The sequence below is a fragment of the Williamsia muralis genome (genome assembly GCF_051487485.1).
GTDB classification, from domain to species: Bacteria; Actinomycetota; Actinomycetes; order Mycobacteriales; family Mycobacteriaceae; genus Williamsia; species Williamsia muralis_B.
Map to the genome: position 1 here is coordinate 381,887 of NZ_JAHVCV010000004.1, position 17,766 is coordinate 399,652.

Here is a 17,766-nt window from a genome sequence, read left to right on the forward strand (position 1 = left end):
TCATCGAGGGGCGACGCGGGGGCGCGCTTCGGTCGACACCGTATTACTGATCCGCGGATAGAGTGCGTCGATGCTGCGGCCGGCGAGCGCCCCCTGCCACAGACCTGCGCCATAGGCCAGATCGTCGAGCCGTTTGAGCACCATGAACCGCCACCAGCCGACGCGAGCACCGGGCTCGGGATTCACCAGCTCCAACCGGACCCACTCGTATGCTGCCTCCCCCACCGCAACAGTGAGCAGCAACAGCCGAAAACGCTTGGACACCAAGGCAAGGAGAATCGACAGTGGCCAGTAGTGGCGACACATCGCAGACGCCGACTGCAACACCCCGAATCCCACCGACTGCGCTGTCAGTTTGGCGGCCGTGCGGGCGGCATCGGGCATGGACGACACCCGACGGTGCAGCCGCCCGCCGATCACCCCGAAGACAGCGAGGGCGGCCATGACCCCCCAGACCGTCCCCGTGACCAGAGCCGCCATCGCAGCCGCCATGGGAACAGTGAGGGCCAAGGGAGCACCCATACCCGGATGGCGGCCCGAAAGCAGCGCCGCGCCGGTGCCGTAGTACCGCTTGCGGTCGAGGCTCTTGGAGAGACGATGCCGGTGGTCGTGGGCGACGGTTGCGATGGGGTCGTATCGCAGCGACCACCCGTCCGCATGCAGCCGCCAGCACAGGTCCACGTCCTCGGCGACCTCCATCGACTCGTCGAATCCGCGAAAACAGTTGCGGCGCACGATCATTGCGGCGCTGGGGACGTAAGGAATGCGCGACCGGGGCGCCACCGGACCTTCTCGGCGGCCCATGTCGAGGGAAGAACACAGGGCTTCGTACCGGGATGTGGCGCCGCCGCCCGGCTCGAGCGCGACGATTCGTGGCGCTGCCAGGGCGACCTTCGGGTCCGAGAAGTGGCCGAGCAACTTGGTGAGCCAATCATGCTCTGGCACGACGTCGGAGTCGAGGAAGGCGAGCAACTCGGTGTCCGCGTGGGCGGCTCCCCTGTTACGCGCCGCTGCGGGTCCACGACTTTGCTCGAGGCGGATCACCTGGGCGCCTGGCGCCTCGATCGGTACGGCCGACCCGTCGTCGACGACGATGACCTTGTGCCCGGCCAGACCCGGTAGCAGCCGGTCGATTCCGGACTGGTTGTCGCGCACCGGGACCACGACGGTGACGTCGGTGTCGGTAGGGCCGAACATCGGCCGTGGGTGACCGACGCCGGCGTCGAGCAACTTCCTGGCCAGTTGCGAGGTGGTGCGGTCGTGCACCGTGAGCCGGCCGTCGGCGTCGAGCAGGTCGCCGGCCAACTCGGACAGGTTCAGGAGCCGGGTCGGCGATCCCCCGATGATGTGGCGACGATCGTCGGAGATCATGCAGCGTGGATCGAGCTGCACCTGGAATCCGGGCGGCGGGACCGCGACATCGGGATCGACCGGGACGTCGACCTGCGATCCGTCCGGATCGCCACCTTCGTCTTCGCGCTCGTCCTGCCGACTTCCGGCGATCACCTGAGCATTCCGTTCGAGTCAGGCTCCCACCGACCGACAGCGTCGGCCAGCCGTACGGCCATGTCGCTGAGCATTCGCCTCCCTTCGGCGGCCGAAGCCGCCATCGGATCGCCGAGTATCCCGTTGTCACTCACAGCTGCCACTCCCCCTGCGCGCATCGATGCCATCAATTCGGACACCGGAGTCACGTTGCCGCTGACCATCTCTTCGACGCGTACGGCCATCGGCGAGATGTGCAGCAACAGCGACGTTTCCGTGTAACCGGCATGAGCGTCGGCGCCCGGTGAGGCGCATCCGAACCATGCCACTTCCCGACCCTCGGTGCGCAGTTGCGACACCGCCGACAACAACGTTCTCCCGTTGCCGCCGTGAGCGTTCACGAACACCAGGCGCGCCGCCCATCGGCAGGCGCTGCGACCGTACTCGACAAGCACCGAGTGCAGCACCTCGTGCCCGATGGAGATGGTTCCGGGAAATCCCTCGTGCTCCCCGGCCGCGCCGTAATTGAGTGGTGGCGCAACCATCAGGTCGACCCCCTGAGCCCACGGCTCCGGGCCCGATCCGGTTGCGGCATCGGCAACGGCAGTCGCTATCCGCACATCGGTGTCGAGTGGCAGGTGTGGCCCATGTTGTTCGATGGAACCCAACGGGACGAGGACCGTGGCCGACCGATCATCCAACTCGGTCCAGCTTCGGAAGCCGAGCCCGCCCGAAGGTGTCATTCGGACAATGGTAGACCGTTGCCGCTTCGCCCCGAAGGGCTTTGCCGCCCGAGCATTCGCTCGGCACCTGGTTTACTTGGCACCCGACAGTATTTGGATGTGACGCTCTGCGCCCGCCGGGTGGCGTGCGTGGTGGACCACTCGACGATGAGGTGCGATACATGGCAAAGAACGGACCGCTGAGCGGAATACGCGTGATCGAGTTCGCAGGCATCGGCCCCGGGCCGCACGCTGCGATGATGCTGGGAGATCTGGGCGCAGACGTCGTGCGGATCGAGCGCCCCGGCAAGCTTCCCAAAGAAGGACAGGTCGCCGATCAGCTCCTGCGCAACCGCACGGTGGTCGAGGCGAACTTGAAAGATCCTACGGACAAAGAGGCGATCATGAATTTGATCGCCAGGGCCGATGTGGTCATCGAAGGCTTCCGTCCCGGCGTCACCGAACGCCTCGGTTTCGGTCCCGATGATGTCGCAGCCGTCAATCCCCGTGTGGTCTACGGACGGATGACAGGGTGGGGCCAGGACGGCCCGCTGTCGCAGGTGGCCGGCCACGACATCAACTACATCTCGCTGACCGGCCTGCTGCATGCCGTCGGCCGGGCCGACGAGGTGCCCACCCCACCGCTCAATCTGTTCGGCGATTTCGGCGGCGGATCCATGTTCCTCGTGCAGGGAATCCTGGCTGCGCTCGTGGAGCGCGAGAAGTCGGGCAAGGGCCAAACCATCGACGCCGCAATGGTTGACGGCGCATCGGTGCTCGGCCAGATGATGTGGGCGTTCCGCGGGACGGGCCTGTGGGGCAATGAGCGCGGAGCCAACCTGCTCGACACCGGCGCCCCGTTCTACGACGTCTACGAGACCTCCGATGGAAAGTACTTCGCCGTGGGCGCCATCGAGCCTCAGTTCTATGCCCTCCTGCTCGACGGGATGGGACTCGCCGATGACAAGACACTCCCCGACCAGCTCGACATGCCTCAGTGGCCGGCCATGAAGATCCGCTTCGCCGAGGTGTTCAAGTCCAAGACCCGCGACGAGTGGACCGCGATCTTCGACGGAACGGACGCGTGCGCCACGCCGGTACTCGATTGGGAAGAGGCGCCGCAGAACAAGCATCTGGCCAGTCGTGGATCCCTGGTGGAGATCGACGGCGTCATGCAAGCCTCTGTGGCACCGCGCTTTTCGCGGACAGTGCCCGACACACCCGCCGCACCGGCCCGCACCGCGGCCGACCCCGCCACGCTCTGGCAGGACTGACCGACCGCACGCACGAAACGACGGCCCACCCCGCGTGCGGGGTGGGCCGTTGGCGTAACCGCCGGCTGTGTGGCCGACTAGACCTTGGTGGCGCCCATGTCCACCTCGATGGAGGAGGCGGTGATGAACTTGGCGCGTGTGGAGCACAGGTACATCACCGCGTCGGTGATGTCGCCGGACTTGGCCATACCGGGCAGGATCGGCTCGAAGTGCGCCTTGTACTCGGGCATCTCGAACACCTTGAAGGCATCGGCGTCCTCGATGCACATCGGGGTCTCGACGCCGTAGGGGTGAACCGTGTTGACCCTGATCTTGCTGCGGCCCAGCTCTTTTGCGGTTGTGTGCGCCAGCCCGACCAGGGCATGTTTGGACGCCGAGTAGGACGCCTGCATCGGCATCGACTTGATTCCGGCAACGGAGCTGATGATCACGATCGAGCCCCCGTTGCCCGCCTCGAGCATCGCCGGGATGGTCGCCTTGAGCGTCTTCCAGGATCCGTTCACGTTGACATCGATGACGTCCATGAACTGACTCTCGGTCATCTCGTGGACGCTGCCCCAGGTGAGCACACCGGCATTGACGATGACGTAGTCGAGTCGGCCGAACTGGGCGACGCCGTCGGCAACGAGCTGCTGCTGGCCCGCCAGGTCACGGGTATCGAGCTGGCGGGCAAGAATATTGCCCCCCGCGGCCTTGACCTGGCGCACGGTCTCTTCCATGTCTTCGGCGGTGGCCACCGGATAACCGATCTTGGTGACCTCACCACACACGTCGAGCCCGATGACCGATGCGCCTTCCTCGGCGAATCGGATCGCGTGACTGCGGCCCTGCCCGCGGGCGATGCCCGTGATGTAGACGACCTTGCCGTCGAAATCTCCCATATCGGCCACTGCCTCCGTCGATCTGAACGTGGGTTGAGTACCACGCCACGTTACAACAAACTGTAACGTGTTCTAGTCGAATCAACCCGCGGAGGCGCCGGGCCCTACGAGGTGGTCTCGCCGAATCGCTTCTCGAAGCCTTCGGGGATGATGATGTCGTCGCGGGTGAGGTCGTGAATACTGCGGCGGCCCAGTCCCATCAGAGCCGAGTCGATTCCGCCGCGCATGATGTCGAGGACGTTCTCGACACCGGTCTGACCGTTGGCGGCCAGGCCCCAGAGGTAGGCGCGGCCGATCATCACCGCATCGGCACCGAGGGCGAGGGCCTTGACGACGTCGCTGCCGCGCCGCACCCCGCCGTCGAGGAGTACCTCGATGTCCTTGCCGACGGCGTCGGCGATCGGACCGAGCATGCGGATGGTGGCCGGGGTGCCGTCGAGATTGTTGCCCCCGTGGTTCGAGACCGAGATGGCGGTGGCCCCGATGTCCACGGCGCGTTTGGCGTCGTCGATTCGGGTGATGCCCTTGACCATGAACGGCCCGCCCCACTCCTCGCGCAGCCACTGCAGGTCTTCCCACCGCGGCGGCGCGGTCTGCATCCACTGGCCGTATGCGCCGAAGAAGGTCGGTGCCTGCTGTGCCTTGTCCACCACGTTCGGGGCGGTGAGGTCGGGGATGATGGGCTTGCCCTTGTTGAACCAGTCCCAGGCATAACGCGGTCGCATCGCGATCTCGGGGGCCAGTTTCAGCAGGGCCTTGAGATCGACCTTCTCCGGGATCTCGGGGCTTCCCCAGTCACGTCCCATCGAGAACGACCAGTCGGTGGTGACGATCAGACCTTTCGCGCCGGCCTCCCGGGCCCGTTCTGCGCGCTTGAGGATGTCCTCGCGAGAGTTGAGCCAGTAGGCCTGGAAGAAGATCTTGTCGTTGACTGCGGTGACTTCTTCGATCGGTTTGGAGGCGAAACTCGACAGACCCATGGCGGTACCGCGGGCGGCGGCTGCCCGAGCGACGGCGACCTCGCCTTCTTTGTCGACGGCCTGGACACCGGTCGGCGAGATCATCACCGGCATCGAGATGTCTTGACCCATCACGGTTGTCGACAGTTCCCGCTCGGCGTGCGCGCCGACGACGTGGGGCGCGAACCCGAGTTCGGCAAACGCATCCACGTTGTCGTTGACCGTGATGCCCTTCTCACTTCCGGCGATCAGCGACGAGTACACCGACTTGGGAAGTCGCTTCTTCGCTCGCCGCTGGGCTTCGGCGACACTCTCGAACCAGGGATTGACCATGGGGTGTTGATTCCTTTGCTCACCGGCGACTTTGCCGGGTTGTGGTGTGGGAGTTCGCCTTCGGTCTCGAAGGCAACTCCGGGTGAAGCCGCGCCGTTCAGTGGCAGGCCGAGGCGGCCGCCGGCGTGAATCCGGCCAGCGGGTTCTCGTCGCAGTCACGCGAGGGCGGGCGGGTCATCAGGGTCAGCGGCACACCACGCGAGTGGTCCTTGTTGGCCGAGGGCACGCTGCGGTCGCCCGCCAGCAATTCCTCGCCATAACCCTGAACACATTCGGGGTCGGGTCCGGCCAGCGGCAGACCCGTGAAGAACTTGGCGGCCATGCATCCTCCGCGGCATGCGTCGAAATGCTGGCACTTGGTGCAGGCGCCCGCGTTCTGGGGTTCGCGGAGTTCGAGGAACAGGTCGGACTGCTGCCAGATGGTCTTGAACCCGCCGTCGGACAGGATGTTTCCGGCGAGGAAGTTCTCGTGGATGGCGAACGGGCAGGCGTACACATCACCGACGGGGTCGATCAGGCACACCACACGGCCGGCGCCACAGAGGTTCAGGCCGGGCAGCGCGCCCTGGCCCGACTCGGCGAACGCGGACAGATGGAAGAACGAGTCGCCGGTCAGTACCCCTTCACCGTGTGCGACGAGCCAGTTGTACAGATCGCGCTGCTGCTCGGGTAGCGGGTGCAGGTCGTCCCAGACGTCGGCGCCCCGACCGGACGGCCGCATCCTGGTGATACGCAGGGTTGCGCCGTAACGGTCCGCGAGCGCCTTGAACTCATCGAGCTGGGTGACGTTCTGCCGTGTCACCACCACGCTGATCTTGGCGTCGGCGAAGCCCGCCTCGTGCAGGTTCTCGAGCGCCTTGATCGCCATCGCATACGACCCCGGGCCACGCACCGCGTCGTTCACCTCGGCGGTCGCGCCATCGAGTGAGATCTGCACGTCGACGTAGTCGCTGGCCGCGAGACGCTGGGCGACTTTCTTGTCGATCTTGAGGCCGTTGGTGGAGAACTTCACTCCCACTTGGTGATCGGTGGCGTAGTCGACCAATTCCCAGAAGTCGGGCCGCACCGTCGGCTCGCCGCCACCGATGTTGACGTAGAACACCTGCATGCGCTGCAGCTCGTCGATGATGGCCTTACACTGCGCGGTGTCGAGTTCCCGTGGGTCACGCTTGCCCGAGGAGGACAGGCAGTGCACACACGACAGGTTGCACGCGTAGGTCAGCTCCCACGTCAGGCAGATCGGAGCATCGAGACCTTTTTCGAATTGATCGACCAGACGGCCGACGGGCTGACGCGATGCCGAGGGGCGATCGAGAACAGAAGTCATGGGGGTTCCTCACAGAACACGTACGGCGGCAGGGATTTGCCGGACCGCACGCGCCGGGCTGCGACGCGTGCGGTCATGCCGGACTTAGGAGTTGGGGACGATCATTCCCGAAACAGCCAGCGCAGAAAGCGCACTGACGTACAGGTGCCGGTCGACATCGCCGATGCCGGCAGCGGCCAGCGCGTCGTCAGCACTCGCGTGATCACCGAGCGACTGCACGACCTCGACCACCGTCAGGTTCTTGAGGAACGACAGCTTACGAGTGCCGAAGTGGTACAACAGCGCTCCGAAAGGCTCGGGGCGCAGTGCCACCGACGAGTTCAGCACCCACGCGCGATCGGTATCGAACGCGGTTGCTCGACCCGACGGAGACGAAGGCGAAGCCGGAGCTCGACCCGTGACCGTGCCAAAGTCGGTGACAGTCACGTCAGTACACGCCGCACATGCCGTCGATCGACACCTCTTCGACCAGGGATTCGGTGACCAGTTCGGTCTCGGTGGTGGCGTCCGACTGCGAAGGATTCTGAGCTGTCATGGGGATTACCTCCTGTTGTGGGTGTGACGACCACCATAATGGCACTCAGTGCACAAACGCCAGAGGTTGAGTCGAATCAACACGAGAATTCGGCGAAAATCGTCCGAAAGGACAGGTACTACAGCCCCATGTCGCGGCCGATGATGTCCTTCATGATCTCGGTGGTGCCACCGAAAATCGTCTGGATCCGCGAGTCGACATAGGCCTTGGCCACGGGATATTCGTTCATGTAGCCGTACCCACCGTGCAGCTGGACACAGTGGTCGATCACTCGCTTGGCGAGTTCTGTGGTCCACCACTTGGCCTTCGCCGCGTCCACCGCCGTCAGCTCTCCCGCGACCACCGCGGCCAGGCACCGATCGATGTACTGCTCTGCGATGTCGAGCTCGGTGCTCATCTCCGCAAGGACGAACCGGTTGTGCTGGAACGTTCCGATCGGCTGCCCGAAGGCCTTGCGGTCCTTGGTGTATTGCAGCGTGTCGGTGAAGACCTGGCGCGCTCCGGCGATGGCACCGATGGCTATCGACAGCCGCTCGGACGGCAGGTTGTGCATCAGGTGGTAGAAACCCTTGTTCACCTCACCCAGAACGTTCTCGACCGGCACCCGGACGTCGGTGAAGTGCAGTTCGGCGGTGTCCTGCGCGTGCTGGCCCATCTTGTCCAGCTTGCGGCCGCGTTCGAATCCGGCCATTCCACGTTCGACGACCAGCAGGGTGAACCCCTTGTGCCCGCCGTTCGGATCAGTCCTGGTGACAACGATGACCAGGTCGGAGTTGATGCCTGCCGAGATGAAGGTCTTGGAGCCGTTGAGCACCCAGTGGTCGCCGTCGAGGACTGCGGACGTCTTGATGCCGGCGAGGTCGCTGCCTGCGCCGGGCTCGCTCATCGCGATGGCGCCGATCAGCTCGCCGGAGGCAAAGCCCGGAAGCCAGCGTTGCTTTTGTTCGTCGTTGGTCAGTTTGGCCATATAGGGCCCGACCACATCGTTCTGCAGACTCAATGCAGGCGTCGCGGATCCGAACTTCGCCAGCTCTTCGACGATGACGGCGTTGAAGCGGAAATCCTCCATCCCGCCACCACCGAACTCCTCCGGCAGATTGAACCCGATCAGCCCGTACTTGCCGGCGGCGAGATACGCCGACCGGTCGACCTGGCCGTCCCGTTCCCACTGCTCGGCATGAGGTGCGATCTCCCGTTCAATGAACTGGCGGGTTGTCTCCCTGAGCTGATCGTGCTCGGTCTCGAATACTGTTCTACGCATCGTGTTCCCTCTCAACGTCATTCACGTCTGATCACCGTCTGTCCGGAGCGGCATCGATGTGCCCCGGCCACGCCGTCGAGGTGAGGGAACGCTCGTTCACTTCATGCCCCGGCAAGTGGGGCAATCGTAGTTGATCGGCACCAGGTGCCAGATCGTTTTGAGGCATTGGGGCGAGCCTTTTGAGGCAACAGGGCCAGGCCGCTGCGCGACATCTACCATGGGCGATGTCGCACGCCGGCGACCGCGAGACGCACCGGAGGTGAAGCCGTGCCCAGTGGACGGCGATCGGCGTGACCGCTCAGATCGGGCGGCGGCCGAGCACCACCAAGGCGAAGATCACCGACGCCGCGATCGACCTGTTCACCGAGGTCGGGTTCGACGAGACCAGTGTCGACGACGTCGCAGCCGCCGCCGGGATCGCGCGGCGAACCCTGTTTCGCTACTACCCCTCCAAGAACGCGATCGCGTGGGGTGACTTCGACGAGCACCTGCAGGACATGCGCAGGTTGCTTGCCGACCTTCCCGCGGACATGCCCGTCGCCGACGCGCTGCGCACCGCACTGCTCGCCTTCAACGAGATCCCGGACGAGCACCTCGACCATCACCGTCGACGCATGCACCTGCTGCTGAGCGTTCCGGCCCTGCAGGCGCATTCGATGCTGATGTACACCGGATGGCGTGATGTGGTCGCCGAGTTCGTCGCGATGCGCACCGGCACAGATGCCTCCGATCACGGCCCCCAGACGGTCGCCTGGATGCTTCTCGCCGTGGCGCTCGCCGCGTACCAGCAGTGGCTGGACCGGCCCGACTCCGATCTGGGCGACCTGCTCACGCGCGGTAGCCATATCCTGAGCGTGGGCCTCACGAGCGAGTTGGGGCCGCTCGGACGCACTGGTAATCTCGACTAGAACGTGTTCCAGTTTTGTCCGTGGCGTCCGCTATGCCGTGAGGCGAGGAGGTAGGCCGGTGACCGTGTCCCCGCACAGCACCCGCAGCATTGTGCTGACCGTGGCCGAGGTGATCGACGAGACCGGCGACGCCAAGTCCCTGGTCTTCGACGTACCGGAAGAGTCGGCCGAACGATTCCGCTACAAGCCGGGTCAGTTCCTCACGTTGCGCATACCGAGTGATCAGACGGGATCGGTGGCTCGCTGCTACTCACTCGCCTCGAGCCCGTTCGCCTCGGAGAAGCCCAAGGTGACCGTCAAGCGCACCGCAGATGGCTACGGGTCGAACTGGGTCTGCGACAACGTGTCCGCCGGAGATCAGATCGAGGTGCTGCCGCCCTCAGGTGTGTTCACCCCGGCCGATCTCGGCGCGCCGATCCTGCTCCTCGCCGCAGGCAGCGGGATCACGCCCGTGATGTCGATCCTCAAGTCCGCTCTGCTCAAGGGCACCGGGCGCGTGTACCTCTGTTACGCCAACCGCAGCGAGAACGACGTGATCTTCGCCGCGGAACTTCGTGCGCTGCAAGAACAGTTCCCCGAACGGCTCACCGTGGTGCATTGGCTGGAGACGGTCCAGGGCCTCCCGACGATGCAGAAGCTGGCAACACTCTTGCGTCCACTGAAGGCCTACAACGCATACATGTGCGGCCCGGGTCCGTTCATGGACGTGGTGCACAAGGCCCTTGCCGAGGTCGGGATGTCGCACCACCAGGTGCATGCCGAGGTGTTCTCCTCGCTCTCCGGTGACCCGTTCGAAGACTCCGAGCCCGAAGAACTCACCGAGGAACAGATCGCCGACGCCGCATCGGTGGAGGTCGAGCTCGACGGCGAGGTGCACGAGTTGTCGTGGCCCCGTAGCCGGACCCTGGTGGACATCATGTTGTCGGCCGGGCTGGACGTTCCGTACTCCTGCCGTGAAGGCGAATGCGGGTCGTGCGCGTGCACGGTCACCGAAGGCACCGTGGCGATGGAGAACGTCGGGGCTCTCGACGAAGAGGACATCGAAGACGGGTACATCCTCGGATGTCAGGCCCGTCCCACGTCCGACACCCTCAAGATCGAGTTCTGACCCACGCCTCCGGAAGCGTCACCGCAGTGACCGGTAGTGTGCCCGCTCCTGCGCGGTGAGGTGTTCGGTGGCGTAACTCAGTGCGGTACGGCCCATCTCGGCGGCGTGCTGGTCGAGGAAGTCGATCAGCAGCCGACGGTCGACGCGTTTTCCCGTCTCCCGCAACATCCAACCGACCGCTTTCTGGATCAGGTCACGACGATCGTCGAGCAGTGTGGGGGCCAACGCGAGAAGCGTTGCGCCGTCACCGGCTCTGATGAATGCGAAGGTGGCCAGCACGGCCACCCGCCGACGCCAGAGGTCTGTCTCGGCGGCGAGCCCGAGGAGCAGCGTGTGGTCCTGCTCGCCCCTCTCCCGGTCGCAGCGCAGAAGCCATTGTCCCAGGATGTATTCCGCAGACGAGTCGACAAGATCCCAGTTGTTCACCCGGCCCCGGTCCACCGCGGACAGATAGAGGTCCACCCAGCCGCGGCGGTCCTGGTCGCTCTGCGCTTTCTCGAACCCCGAGCGCAAGAGGAACAATCCGGTGAGCCGGTGTTCGTGAATGTCGCTGTCCAGCAGGACATTCACCTGACTGCGGTCGAGGCCACGGAATCGCTTGGCGATCTTCCGTTGCTGTGGGACGGGAACGCCGGCAAAGCGGTCGCCCTCGCCGTATTCACCCGGCCCCGTCCGGAAGAACTTCGCCGAGCTCGCGGCTCGATCCGGATCCCCGGCCTCGTCGATGGCCGCCATCACCGCTGCGGCCGAGAGGGTTTCGGCGGTGCCGGCGGCATCCATCACCTCAGTCCACTCACTCCAGTACGTCCGAGATCGGCGCGTGGGCGAGCAGCTTGTTACGCATCTTCATCACCGCTCCGGCTTTGCCTGCCCCGACCACGGCGGTGAGCAGCCCGTCCCGGCTGTAATAGACCACGAACTTGGTTCCGTCGTCGGAGATCACGTGCACGTCGTCGCCCGGCGAGGGGTGGCCCAGTGCCTGGACCTTGATGTCGAACTGGTCGCTCCAGAAGTAGGGCACGAAGGGCCGCGGGTTATCGGCTTCGGTGCCGAGGATCGTGTACGCCACCTTTGCCGCCTGCTCGATGACGTTGTTCCAGTGCTCGACCCGCGACGGTTTGCCCTGTGCGTCACGCCAATTGGCAACATCGCCGATGGCGTACACGTCGGGGGCACTGGTTCGTCCGGTCTCGTCACACGCGATGCCCCCACCGTCGCCGCCGTCGGCGAACGCGATACCCGAACCTTCGAGGTAGTCGATCACCGGCGTCGAACCGATGCCGAGAACGACGATGTCGGCGGGTAGTTCGGTGCCGTCGGCCAGAGTGACGGCGGTGACCTTGTCATCGCCGACGATGTCGGAGACGCCGATCCCGGTCTTGATCTTCACACCGCGTTCGGCGTGAATTCGGCCGACCATCGCGCCCACCTGCTCACCCAGCGCAACCGCGAGGGGCGCGAGGGCCGGTTCCACCACGGTGACGTCGAGACCTCGGGTGTGCAGACTGGCGGCGACCTCACAGCCGATGAAGCCGGCACCGACCACCACCGCGGTGCGGGCGCCGTCGATCTCCGAACGCAGTGCCAGCGCGTCGTCGACCGTGCGCAGCACGTGCGCGCCCGCCTTCCCGCGGGCGAACGGCAGGGTGCGCGGGTTCAAACCGGTCGCCAGCACGAGCGTGCCGTAGGACAGGGTCTCCGGCGCGCCGCCGCCGACCGGTTCGGTGGTGACGGTGTGCGACGTGGGATCGACTGCGATGACCCGGGTTCCGGTGCGCAGGTCCACCTTCTTGTCGTCGTAGAACTCGGCCGGCTTGAGGTCGACCCGGTCCTGGTCGCCGATGAGCACCGACTTCGACAGCGGCGGACGGTCGTAGGGCGGATGCTCTTCCTGGCCGATCAGTACGAGGTCCCCGTCGTATCCCTCATTACGGAGATCTTCGACCAGTCGGGCTCCCCCGAGCCCGGCTCCGACAATCACGATCGCGGCGCTCATCGCCACCTCACATCCTGGATACGGCATGCACATTGATTTGACATCTTCAGCCCGGTCCCACCGGTTGCAGCCCGGCGAGCAGCCAATTGCCGTCGACCTTACGCATGTCGGCCCACCGCGAGACAGCCACCACCTGCTGAGCGGGGTCGGCGGTCGGCACGGTGATGTCCTGGTTGACGAACACCAGTACCCGCGCGCTGTCGGAGTCCATCCGGTTCACCGCCGTCGCCATCACCTGGGCCGACATCTGGGCACCGAGGTCCACGGCCGCCGGCAGGACCACCGCAGGCCCTCTACTACGGAAATCGAGCAGCAGCCTGCCGGTGAGCCGCGGTCCCACCCTTTGTTGCTGATCGGCGAGCGTCTGCGGAGTAAACGTCATCAACGCACTGACCGCGTCCGACGTGGCGGCTTGGACCTCGCGTCGTTGTCCCTCGCGTTCGTCACCTCGTGTCTGCGGGCCGATGAACCCCACCACGGCGATGGTGACGAACACGATGAGGGCGATACCCAGAATCGCCGCAATCGTTTTTCTTCGCTGCCCCAGGTGCTCGGGGCGAGACGCCGGCGGGGTGCGGCCGGGCCCGGTCATGTCGCGCTCGGTCGGGTCGTGCTCTGTCATTGCAGCTGTGTCCGATCGATCTTCCAGCGGCCGTCGTCGGCCTTCATGGTGACCACCAGAGCCACCCGATTCTGTCCCGCACCGGCACCGAGCAGTGCCGGGTTCGTGCCCTCGGCAACCACATACACACGGGCGGTGTCGTCGTCGACGTCACCGGTGATGCCGGCGGCGAGCACCTGGCCGGTACTGGGTGCCTCGAGTTGACCGACGAGTTCGAGTACCTGGGGCCGTGCGTCCACGAGCCGCTGATGTTGTTCACCGGACGTCACGGCGAGCGCCTCATCGAGAAACCGCTGAGGCTCTGCGGGATCGATGGTCAGCAGGGTCGCAATCGCCGATCGGGTGTCGTCGAGGACTGCGGAGTCGCGGGCACGGTCCTGCTCGGCGGCACGGTGCTGCACGGCGAGAACGATCGCTGCGATCAGCAGTACGACAGCGACGACGGCCGCGCACCCGCCGGCGAGAGCGAGCCGGCCACGGCGGCGTCGGTCTCGGGCGGCGTATGCGGGCGCCGCTGCAGACCGAGCGCTGCGAGCGGTCGCCCGCGCGTCCGCGACACGCTCGCGCGCCAAGCGCAGCCGAGTGGAGCTCCCGCCCGTCTCCTCCCCACTGCCGGCTGTGGTCCGCGCGCTCACAGCACCTCGTCCGCCCTGGCGAGTTTCCAGTCGCCGCCGACCTTCTCCAGCCGAACGTCGACTGCCTTGACGTACCTTGCCGGTTCCGTGCCCGTGCGTGTCTGGGCCACCTCGGCCGACACCACGAGCTCGGCATGATCGGTACCGACGTCGGAGATCCCGGTCTCGATCGGAGTCCAGCTCACCGAGTAGTCGGGCACCGCCGCCGGATCGAGTGACGTCGCATATTGCTCGGCGAACTCATCGGTCACCAGCGAGCGCGCCCGTTCACGGTCCTGCGCGTAGGTGTCGGTTGCGAACGAGAACACCTGAGCCACCAACGGTCCGGCCTGTTGCTGCGCCTGGCTGCGATTGGCGGCGAGCAGGTCGTCGTCGTCGTCGACCTGCCAGGCCCAGGTGAGAGCACCGGCGCACACGACCATCACGAGCACCGCGACCGCCAGCCCGCCCCAGACGCCGGTGGGCGAACTGCGCTTCGCATCAACGCTCACGGGAAGAACTCCAGGTCCGAGATCTTCAGGGACCCGTTCTCGGGAACCACGTCCACCTGGATGCGGAACCGCCGATCGTCCGGTCCGCCGCCCGGCTCGGTGTTGGCGGGATCGTCGGTGACCTCGGTACGGGTGGCGATGGCAGCCGTGACCAGCAGAGTCGCCCGGTCACCCGATCGCGATGAGACACCCACGCCGTCAACGGTTCCCGTCGCCTGGGCGCCGATCTGTTGCACAAACCTCGTATACGCATCGGCGGATTGGGCGAACTCGTCCCGGAATGTCCCCGTGGACCCGGCGATGATCTTCCGGCTACGTCCGGCGGCATCGTCGGCAGCCGGAGTCAGCAGCAGCTCGACGCGTTCACGCGCGGCCTGCTGGTAGTCGGCATCGCTGAACCCGCCGTCTGCGGTGACGTATCGGTATCCACCGGCAATGGCTGCCACGGCCGCCAACGCGACCGCAGCGACGAGAATCCGGAACCACACCGGCGATCGAACCGGGTCACGCTCGCCGAGTTCCGCCTCCAGCGCGGCCAGGGCCGACTCCGCCGCGCGTAGATCTGCCCGTGCAGCACGGTCCTTCGCGATGAGGGCACGCTCTTCCGCCGGAGTGGCGGACAGCAGTGCGCGGGCGTTGAGCACCGGTTCATCCTAGAGACCCGGCCGCCGTACGGGTCCTGCTTCTGGCGGCCGGGCGCGTGTCGGTCGGCGAGAACGGCCCGCCCGACATTCCGACAGGGTGCGCCGGGGTCGGTTACATTTCTTGCGGGGGTGAACGTGGAGATCATCGGAAGAGGCGGACGTATGAACCCAGCGCGGCCCCTGCCGTGACCGTTGTCGTCGGATATCAGCCCGGCCGCGGAGGCGATGAGGCGATCGAGCTCGGGTGCGGCCTGGCCGATGCGCTCGGCACCAGCCTGGTACTGGTGATCGCCACCCCCAAGCCTTGGAAGACGCCATCGATGGCCCGGGTCGATGCCGAGTTCGCCGAATACGCACAGCGTTACGGCGACGACGCCGAGGCCGCCGCCCGAGCTCACCTACAGAGCCGCGCACCGGGCACCAGCGTGAGCTTTCGCCGCGTCAGTGAAGGCTCGGTCTCCAAGTCACTGCACGCGGCGCTCGACGACCTGGACGCGGACGTCCTCGTGCTCGGAACAACCCACGGCGACGACGGCGGCCGAATGTCGCTCGGTGCCACCACCAGCCGTCTGATGCACTCCAGCTCCGTACCGCTTGCGCTCGCTCCGAGGGGCTACCGTTGCACCGCCATCACCGGTGTCACCTGCGCGTACTCCGGCGACTCACGAGGCAAAGACGTGGTCGTCTCGGCACGTGATCTCGCCGGGCGACTGTCCGTCCCGCTACGTGTGGCGACGTTCGGGGTGCGGCCGGCGGACATGTTCCCGCCCGAGGTCGGATTCGATGCCGAACGCGGCGTCATGCAGGCCTGGCGCGAGCAGATGGCAGCGTCGATGCAAGAGCTGGTGCACCGCAACGTGATCGACGACAGCGTCCGGACGTCGGTGAGCACCGGCGACAACTGGGACGCGGCCTTCGACGGCATCGACTGGCCGCAGGGTGAGATCCTCGCCATCGGCACGACCCCTCGCGACTCCGTCAAACGCGTATTCCTCGGGTCCACGGCGGCGAAGATCATCGCTGCCGCGACCGTTCCCACGATCATCTTCCCCGGCTGAGGTACCCACCATGGATGTCAACAAGGAGCCGGCCTCCGCCGGCGAAGCACCACTGAACGTCTCCACCCTGTTCCGGCGAAAACCCGTTCCCACCGGGTACCTCGTAGAAGCGGACACCGGCCTCAAGCGCACCATCACCACCACACAGCTGGCGTGCTTCGGTATCGGATCCACCGTCGGCACCGGCATCTTCTTCGTGATGAGCGACGCGGTGCCCGATGCCGGGCCCTCCGTGGTGATCTCATTCCTCATCGCCGGCATCGCCGCCGGTCTCGCGGTGATCTGCTACGCCGAGATGGCGTCATCGGTGCCGGTGTCGGGGTCGACGTATTCCTACGCGTACGCCACGCTCGGCGAGGTCGTCGCGATGGCTGTCGCGGGTTGTCTGCTGCTCGAGTACGGGGTGGCGACCGCCGCGGTCGCCGTCGGTTGGAGTCAGTACCTCAACGCACTCCTCGGTTACCTCCACCTACCAGCGATCCCGCATGCGCTCAGCGCCGCACCGTGGGACGAGAACCCCGGCGTGGTCAATCTGCCCGCGATCATCCTGGTGGGCCTCTGCGCGATTCTGCTCATCCGGGGAGCCAGCGAGTCCGCACGTGCCAACACGATCATGGTGGCCATCAAGTTGTCGGTGCTGGCCCTGTTCGTAGCGGTCGCATTCTCCGCCTTCAACACCGACAACATGAGCCCGTTTTTCCTCAACGGCGCCCACGGCGTGACCGCCGCAGCAGGCGTCATCTTCTTCTCGTTCATCGGACTCGACGCCGTGTCCACAGCGGGCGAAGAGGTGAAGGACCCGCAGCGCACCATGCCTCGGGCACTGATGGCCGCGTTGATCACCGTCATCGTTGTGTATGTGTTGGTCGCACTGGCCGCGGTCGGTGCGCAACAGGCGGACAAGTTCAAGGGGCAGGAAGCCGGCCTGGCCCAGATCCTCGAGGACGTGACCGGGTCGACCTGGCCGTCCATTGTGTTGTCGGCGGGCGCCGTCATCTCCATCTTCTCGGTCACCTTGGTCACCTTGTACGGACAGACCCGCATCCTGTTCGCGATGGGCCGCGACGGCATGCTCCCGAAGTTCTTCACGCGGGTAAACGCCACGACGTTGACGCCCGTGAACAACACGGTTGTGGTGGCCGTCGTCGTGGCTCTGATGGCCGGTTTCATCCCCTTGGATTACCTGATCGACATGGTGTCGATCGGCACCCTCACCGCTTTCACCGTCGTCAGTCTCGGCGTGATCATCCTGCGGCGCCGCGAGCCGAACCTGGAACGACCGTTCAAGGTCCCGTTCTATCCCGTCACCCCTGTTCTGGCCATCGCGGCGTGCATGTACATCCTGTGGGGACTGCACTGGTACACCTTCGTCTTCTTCGGACTGTGGGTGTCGGTGGTGATCTGCTACTACCTCATCTACGGCCGCAAGCACTCCAGGCTGAACGTGACCTCTGATCCGCTGGGTGGCTGATCGGGGTTCTGGTAGACGCTCGGTCTGCGGAGCGAGCCACGACGAACTTCGTACAC

General features: G+C 65.7%; 19 protein-coding genes. 5 read left to right on the forward strand and 14 right to left on the reverse strand.

Annotated elements, in window-relative coordinates; all coding sequences use genetic code 11:
• Both mftF and mftE read right to left on the reverse strand, forming a co-directional pair.
• Positions 1-1,392 carry a mycofactocin biosynthesis glycosyltransferase MftF gene (mftF, locus tag KXR83_RS13090; RefSeq protein ID WP_437425374.1) on the reverse strand — a complete coding sequence of 464 codons (1,392 nt, stop codon included), beginning with the start codon at positions 1,390-1,392 and terminating at the stop codon, positions 1-3.
• Between the two features lie 110 nt (positions 1,393-1,502).
• Positions 1,503-2,228 carry a mycofactocin biosynthesis peptidyl-dipeptidase MftE gene (gene mftE / locus KXR83_RS13095; protein ID WP_437425188.1) on the reverse strand — a complete coding sequence of 242 codons (726 nt, stop codon included), beginning with the start codon at positions 2,226-2,228 and terminating at the stop codon, positions 1,503-1,505.
• 161 nt (positions 2,229-2,389) lie between these two features.
• On the opposite strand from mftE, the gene KXR83_RS13100 reads away from it, so the two are divergent.
• Complete coding sequence (locus KXR83_RS13100; protein WP_437425189.1) at positions 2,390-3,481, forward strand: CaiB/BaiF CoA transferase family protein; 1,092 nt, start codon at positions 2,390-2,392, stop codon at positions 3,479-3,481.
• 77 nt (positions 3,482-3,558) lie between these two features.
• Here the strand turns inward: KXR83_RS13100 and KXR83_RS13105 are convergent, their stop codons facing one another.
• The 6 genes from KXR83_RS13105 to KXR83_RS13130 all read right to left on the reverse strand — a co-directional run bounded on the left by KXR83_RS13105 (position 3,559) and on the right by KXR83_RS13130 (position 8,777).
• Positions 3,559-4,362 carry a mycofactocin-coupled SDR family oxidoreductase gene (locus tag KXR83_RS13105; RefSeq protein WP_023956246.1) on the reverse strand — a complete coding sequence of 268 codons (804 nt, stop codon included), beginning with the start codon at positions 4,360-4,362 and terminating at the stop codon, positions 3,559-3,561.
• Positions 4,363-4,466: 104 nt separating this feature from the next.
• Entirely contained in the window at positions 4,467-5,654 is a 1,188-nt protein-coding gene (mftD, locus tag KXR83_RS13110) for a pre-mycofactocin synthase MftD (RefSeq protein ID WP_030164868.1), read from the reverse strand.
• Between the two features lie 97 nt (positions 5,655-5,751).
• Positions 5,752-6,981, reverse strand: a complete 1,230-nt coding sequence (gene mftC / locus KXR83_RS13115; protein ID WP_099383925.1) for a mycofactocin radical SAM maturase — start codon at positions 6,979-6,981, stop codon at positions 5,752-5,754.
• Between the two features lie 84 nt (positions 6,982-7,065).
• Entirely contained in the window at positions 7,066-7,407 is a 342-nt protein-coding gene (gene mftB, locus KXR83_RS13120) for a mycofactocin biosynthesis chaperone MftB (protein ID WP_437425190.1), read from the reverse strand.
• Position 7,408: 1 nt separating this feature from the next.
• Positions 7,409-7,516 carry a mycofactocin precursor MftA gene (gene mftA / locus KXR83_RS13125; RefSeq protein ID WP_023956102.1) on the reverse strand — a complete coding sequence of 36 codons (108 nt, stop codon included), beginning with the start codon at positions 7,514-7,516 and terminating at the stop codon, positions 7,409-7,411.
• A 118-nt stretch (positions 7,517-7,634) separates the two neighbouring features.
• A complete protein-coding gene (locus tag KXR83_RS13130; protein ID WP_437425191.1) occupies positions 7,635-8,777 on the reverse strand; it encodes an acyl-CoA dehydrogenase family protein in 1,143 nt (380 codons plus the stop codon).
• 290 nt (positions 8,778-9,067) lie between these two features.
• On the opposite strand from KXR83_RS13130, the gene mftR reads away from it, so the two are divergent.
• Together mftR and KXR83_RS13140 are read left to right on the forward strand one after the other, a co-directional pair.
• On the forward strand, positions 9,068-9,685 hold the full coding sequence (mftR, locus tag KXR83_RS13135) for a mycofactocin system transcriptional regulator (RefSeq protein WP_437425192.1): 618 nt from the start codon (positions 9,068-9,070) through the stop codon (positions 9,683-9,685).
• 58 nt (positions 9,686-9,743) lie between these two features.
• The gene (locus tag KXR83_RS13140; protein ID WP_099383922.1) at positions 9,744-10,793 is read left to right on the forward strand and encodes a ferredoxin--NADP reductase; all 1,050 of its coding nucleotides are present in this window, start codon (positions 9,744-9,746) and stop codon (positions 10,791-10,793) included.
• An 18-nt stretch (positions 10,794-10,811) separates the two neighbouring features.
• Here the strand turns inward: KXR83_RS13140 and KXR83_RS13145 are convergent, their stop codons facing one another.
• Genes KXR83_RS13145 through KXR83_RS13170 form a run of 6 tightly spaced genes read right to left on the reverse strand, consistent with a single transcriptional unit; the run spans position 10,812 to position 15,181 of the window.
• Positions 10,812-11,528 carry a DNA alkylation repair protein gene (locus KXR83_RS13145; RefSeq protein ID WP_437425375.1) on the reverse strand — a complete coding sequence of 239 codons (717 nt, stop codon included), beginning with the start codon at positions 11,526-11,528 and terminating at the stop codon, positions 10,812-10,814.
• Between the two features lie 58 nt (positions 11,529-11,586).
• Positions 11,587-12,789 carry an NAD(P)/FAD-dependent oxidoreductase gene (locus tag KXR83_RS13150; protein ID WP_437425193.1) on the reverse strand — a complete coding sequence of 401 codons (1,203 nt, stop codon included), beginning with the start codon at positions 12,787-12,789 and terminating at the stop codon, positions 11,587-11,589.
• Positions 12,790-12,835: 46 nt separating this feature from the next.
• A complete protein-coding gene (locus KXR83_RS13155; RefSeq protein WP_437425194.1) occupies positions 12,836-13,411 on the reverse strand; it encodes a hypothetical protein in 576 nt (191 codons plus the stop codon).
• Positions 13,408-14,046 carry a hypothetical protein gene (locus KXR83_RS13160; protein ID WP_437425195.1) on the reverse strand — a complete coding sequence of 213 codons (639 nt, stop codon included), beginning with the start codon at positions 14,044-14,046 and terminating at the stop codon, positions 13,408-13,410. The genes KXR83_RS13155 and KXR83_RS13160 overlap by 4 nt, the downstream gene beginning before the upstream one ends.
• Entirely contained in the window at positions 14,043-14,537 is a 495-nt protein-coding gene (locus tag KXR83_RS13165; protein WP_437425196.1) for a hypothetical protein, read from the reverse strand. Before KXR83_RS13165 ends, KXR83_RS13160 begins: the two co-directional genes overlap by 4 nt.
• Positions 14,534-15,181 (reverse strand): hypothetical protein, encoded by a 648-nt coding sequence (locus KXR83_RS13170; protein WP_437425197.1) that lies wholly within the window; start codon positions 15,179-15,181, stop codon positions 14,534-14,536. Before KXR83_RS13170 ends, KXR83_RS13165 begins: the two co-directional genes overlap by 4 nt.
• Before the next feature lie 185 nt (positions 15,182-15,366).
• Here KXR83_RS13170 and KXR83_RS13175 point away from each other — a divergent pair, with 185 nt between their 5' ends.
• Positions 15,367-16,239 carry a universal stress protein gene (locus KXR83_RS13175; protein WP_437425198.1) on the forward strand — a complete coding sequence of 291 codons (873 nt, stop codon included), beginning with the start codon at positions 15,367-15,369 and terminating at the stop codon, positions 16,237-16,239.
• Positions 16,240-16,249: 10 nt separating this feature from the next.
• A complete protein-coding gene (locus KXR83_RS13180; RefSeq protein ID WP_437425199.1) occupies positions 16,250-17,710 on the forward strand; it encodes an amino acid permease in 1,461 nt (486 codons plus the stop codon).
• Positions 17,711-17,766: the final 56 nt, after the last annotated feature.

What these genes read in the sequence shown, in the direction of transcription:
- mftE (WP_437425188.1), bottom strand. Translation starts at nt 2,228, where the DNA reads ATGACACCTTCGGGCGGGCTCGGCTTCCGAAGCTGGACCGAGTTGGAT.
- KXR83_RS13180 (WP_437425199.1), top strand. Translation starts at nt 16,250, where the DNA reads ATGGATGTCAACAAGGAGCCGGCCTCCGCCGGCGAAGCACCACTGAAC.
- mftA (WP_023956102.1), bottom strand. Translation starts at nt 7,516, where the DNA reads ATGACAGCTCAGAATCCTTCGCAGTCGGACGCCACCACCGAGACCGAA.
- KXR83_RS13155 (WP_437425194.1), bottom strand. Translation starts at nt 13,411, where the DNA reads ATGACAGAGCACGACCCGACCGAGCGCGACATGACCGGGCCCGGCCGC.
- KXR83_RS13130 (WP_437425191.1), bottom strand. Translation starts at nt 8,777, where the DNA reads ATGCGTAGAACAGTATTCGAGACCGAGCACGATCAGCTCAGGGAGACA.
- KXR83_RS13150 (WP_437425193.1), bottom strand. Translation starts at nt 12,789, where the DNA reads ATGAGCGCCGCGATCGTGATTGTCGGAGCCGGGCTCGGGGGAGCCCGA.
- mftD (WP_030164868.1), bottom strand. Translation starts at nt 5,654, where the DNA reads ATGGTCAATCCCTGGTTCGAGAGTGTCGCCGAAGCCCAGCGGCGAGCG.
- KXR83_RS13100 (WP_437425189.1), top strand. Translation starts at nt 2,390, where the DNA reads ATGGCAAAGAACGGACCGCTGAGCGGAATACGCGTGATCGAGTTCGCA.
- KXR83_RS13145 (WP_437425375.1), bottom strand. Translation starts at nt 11,528, where the DNA reads ATGGCGGCCATCGACGAGGCCGGGGATCCGGATCGAGCCGCGAGCTCG.
- mftC (WP_099383925.1), bottom strand. Translation starts at nt 6,981, where the DNA reads ATGACTTCTGTTCTCGATCGCCCCTCGGCATCGCGTCAGCCCGTCGGC.
- KXR83_RS13105 (WP_023956246.1), bottom strand. Translation starts at nt 4,362, where the DNA reads ATGGGAGATTTCGACGGCAAGGTCGTCTACATCACGGGCATCGCCCGC.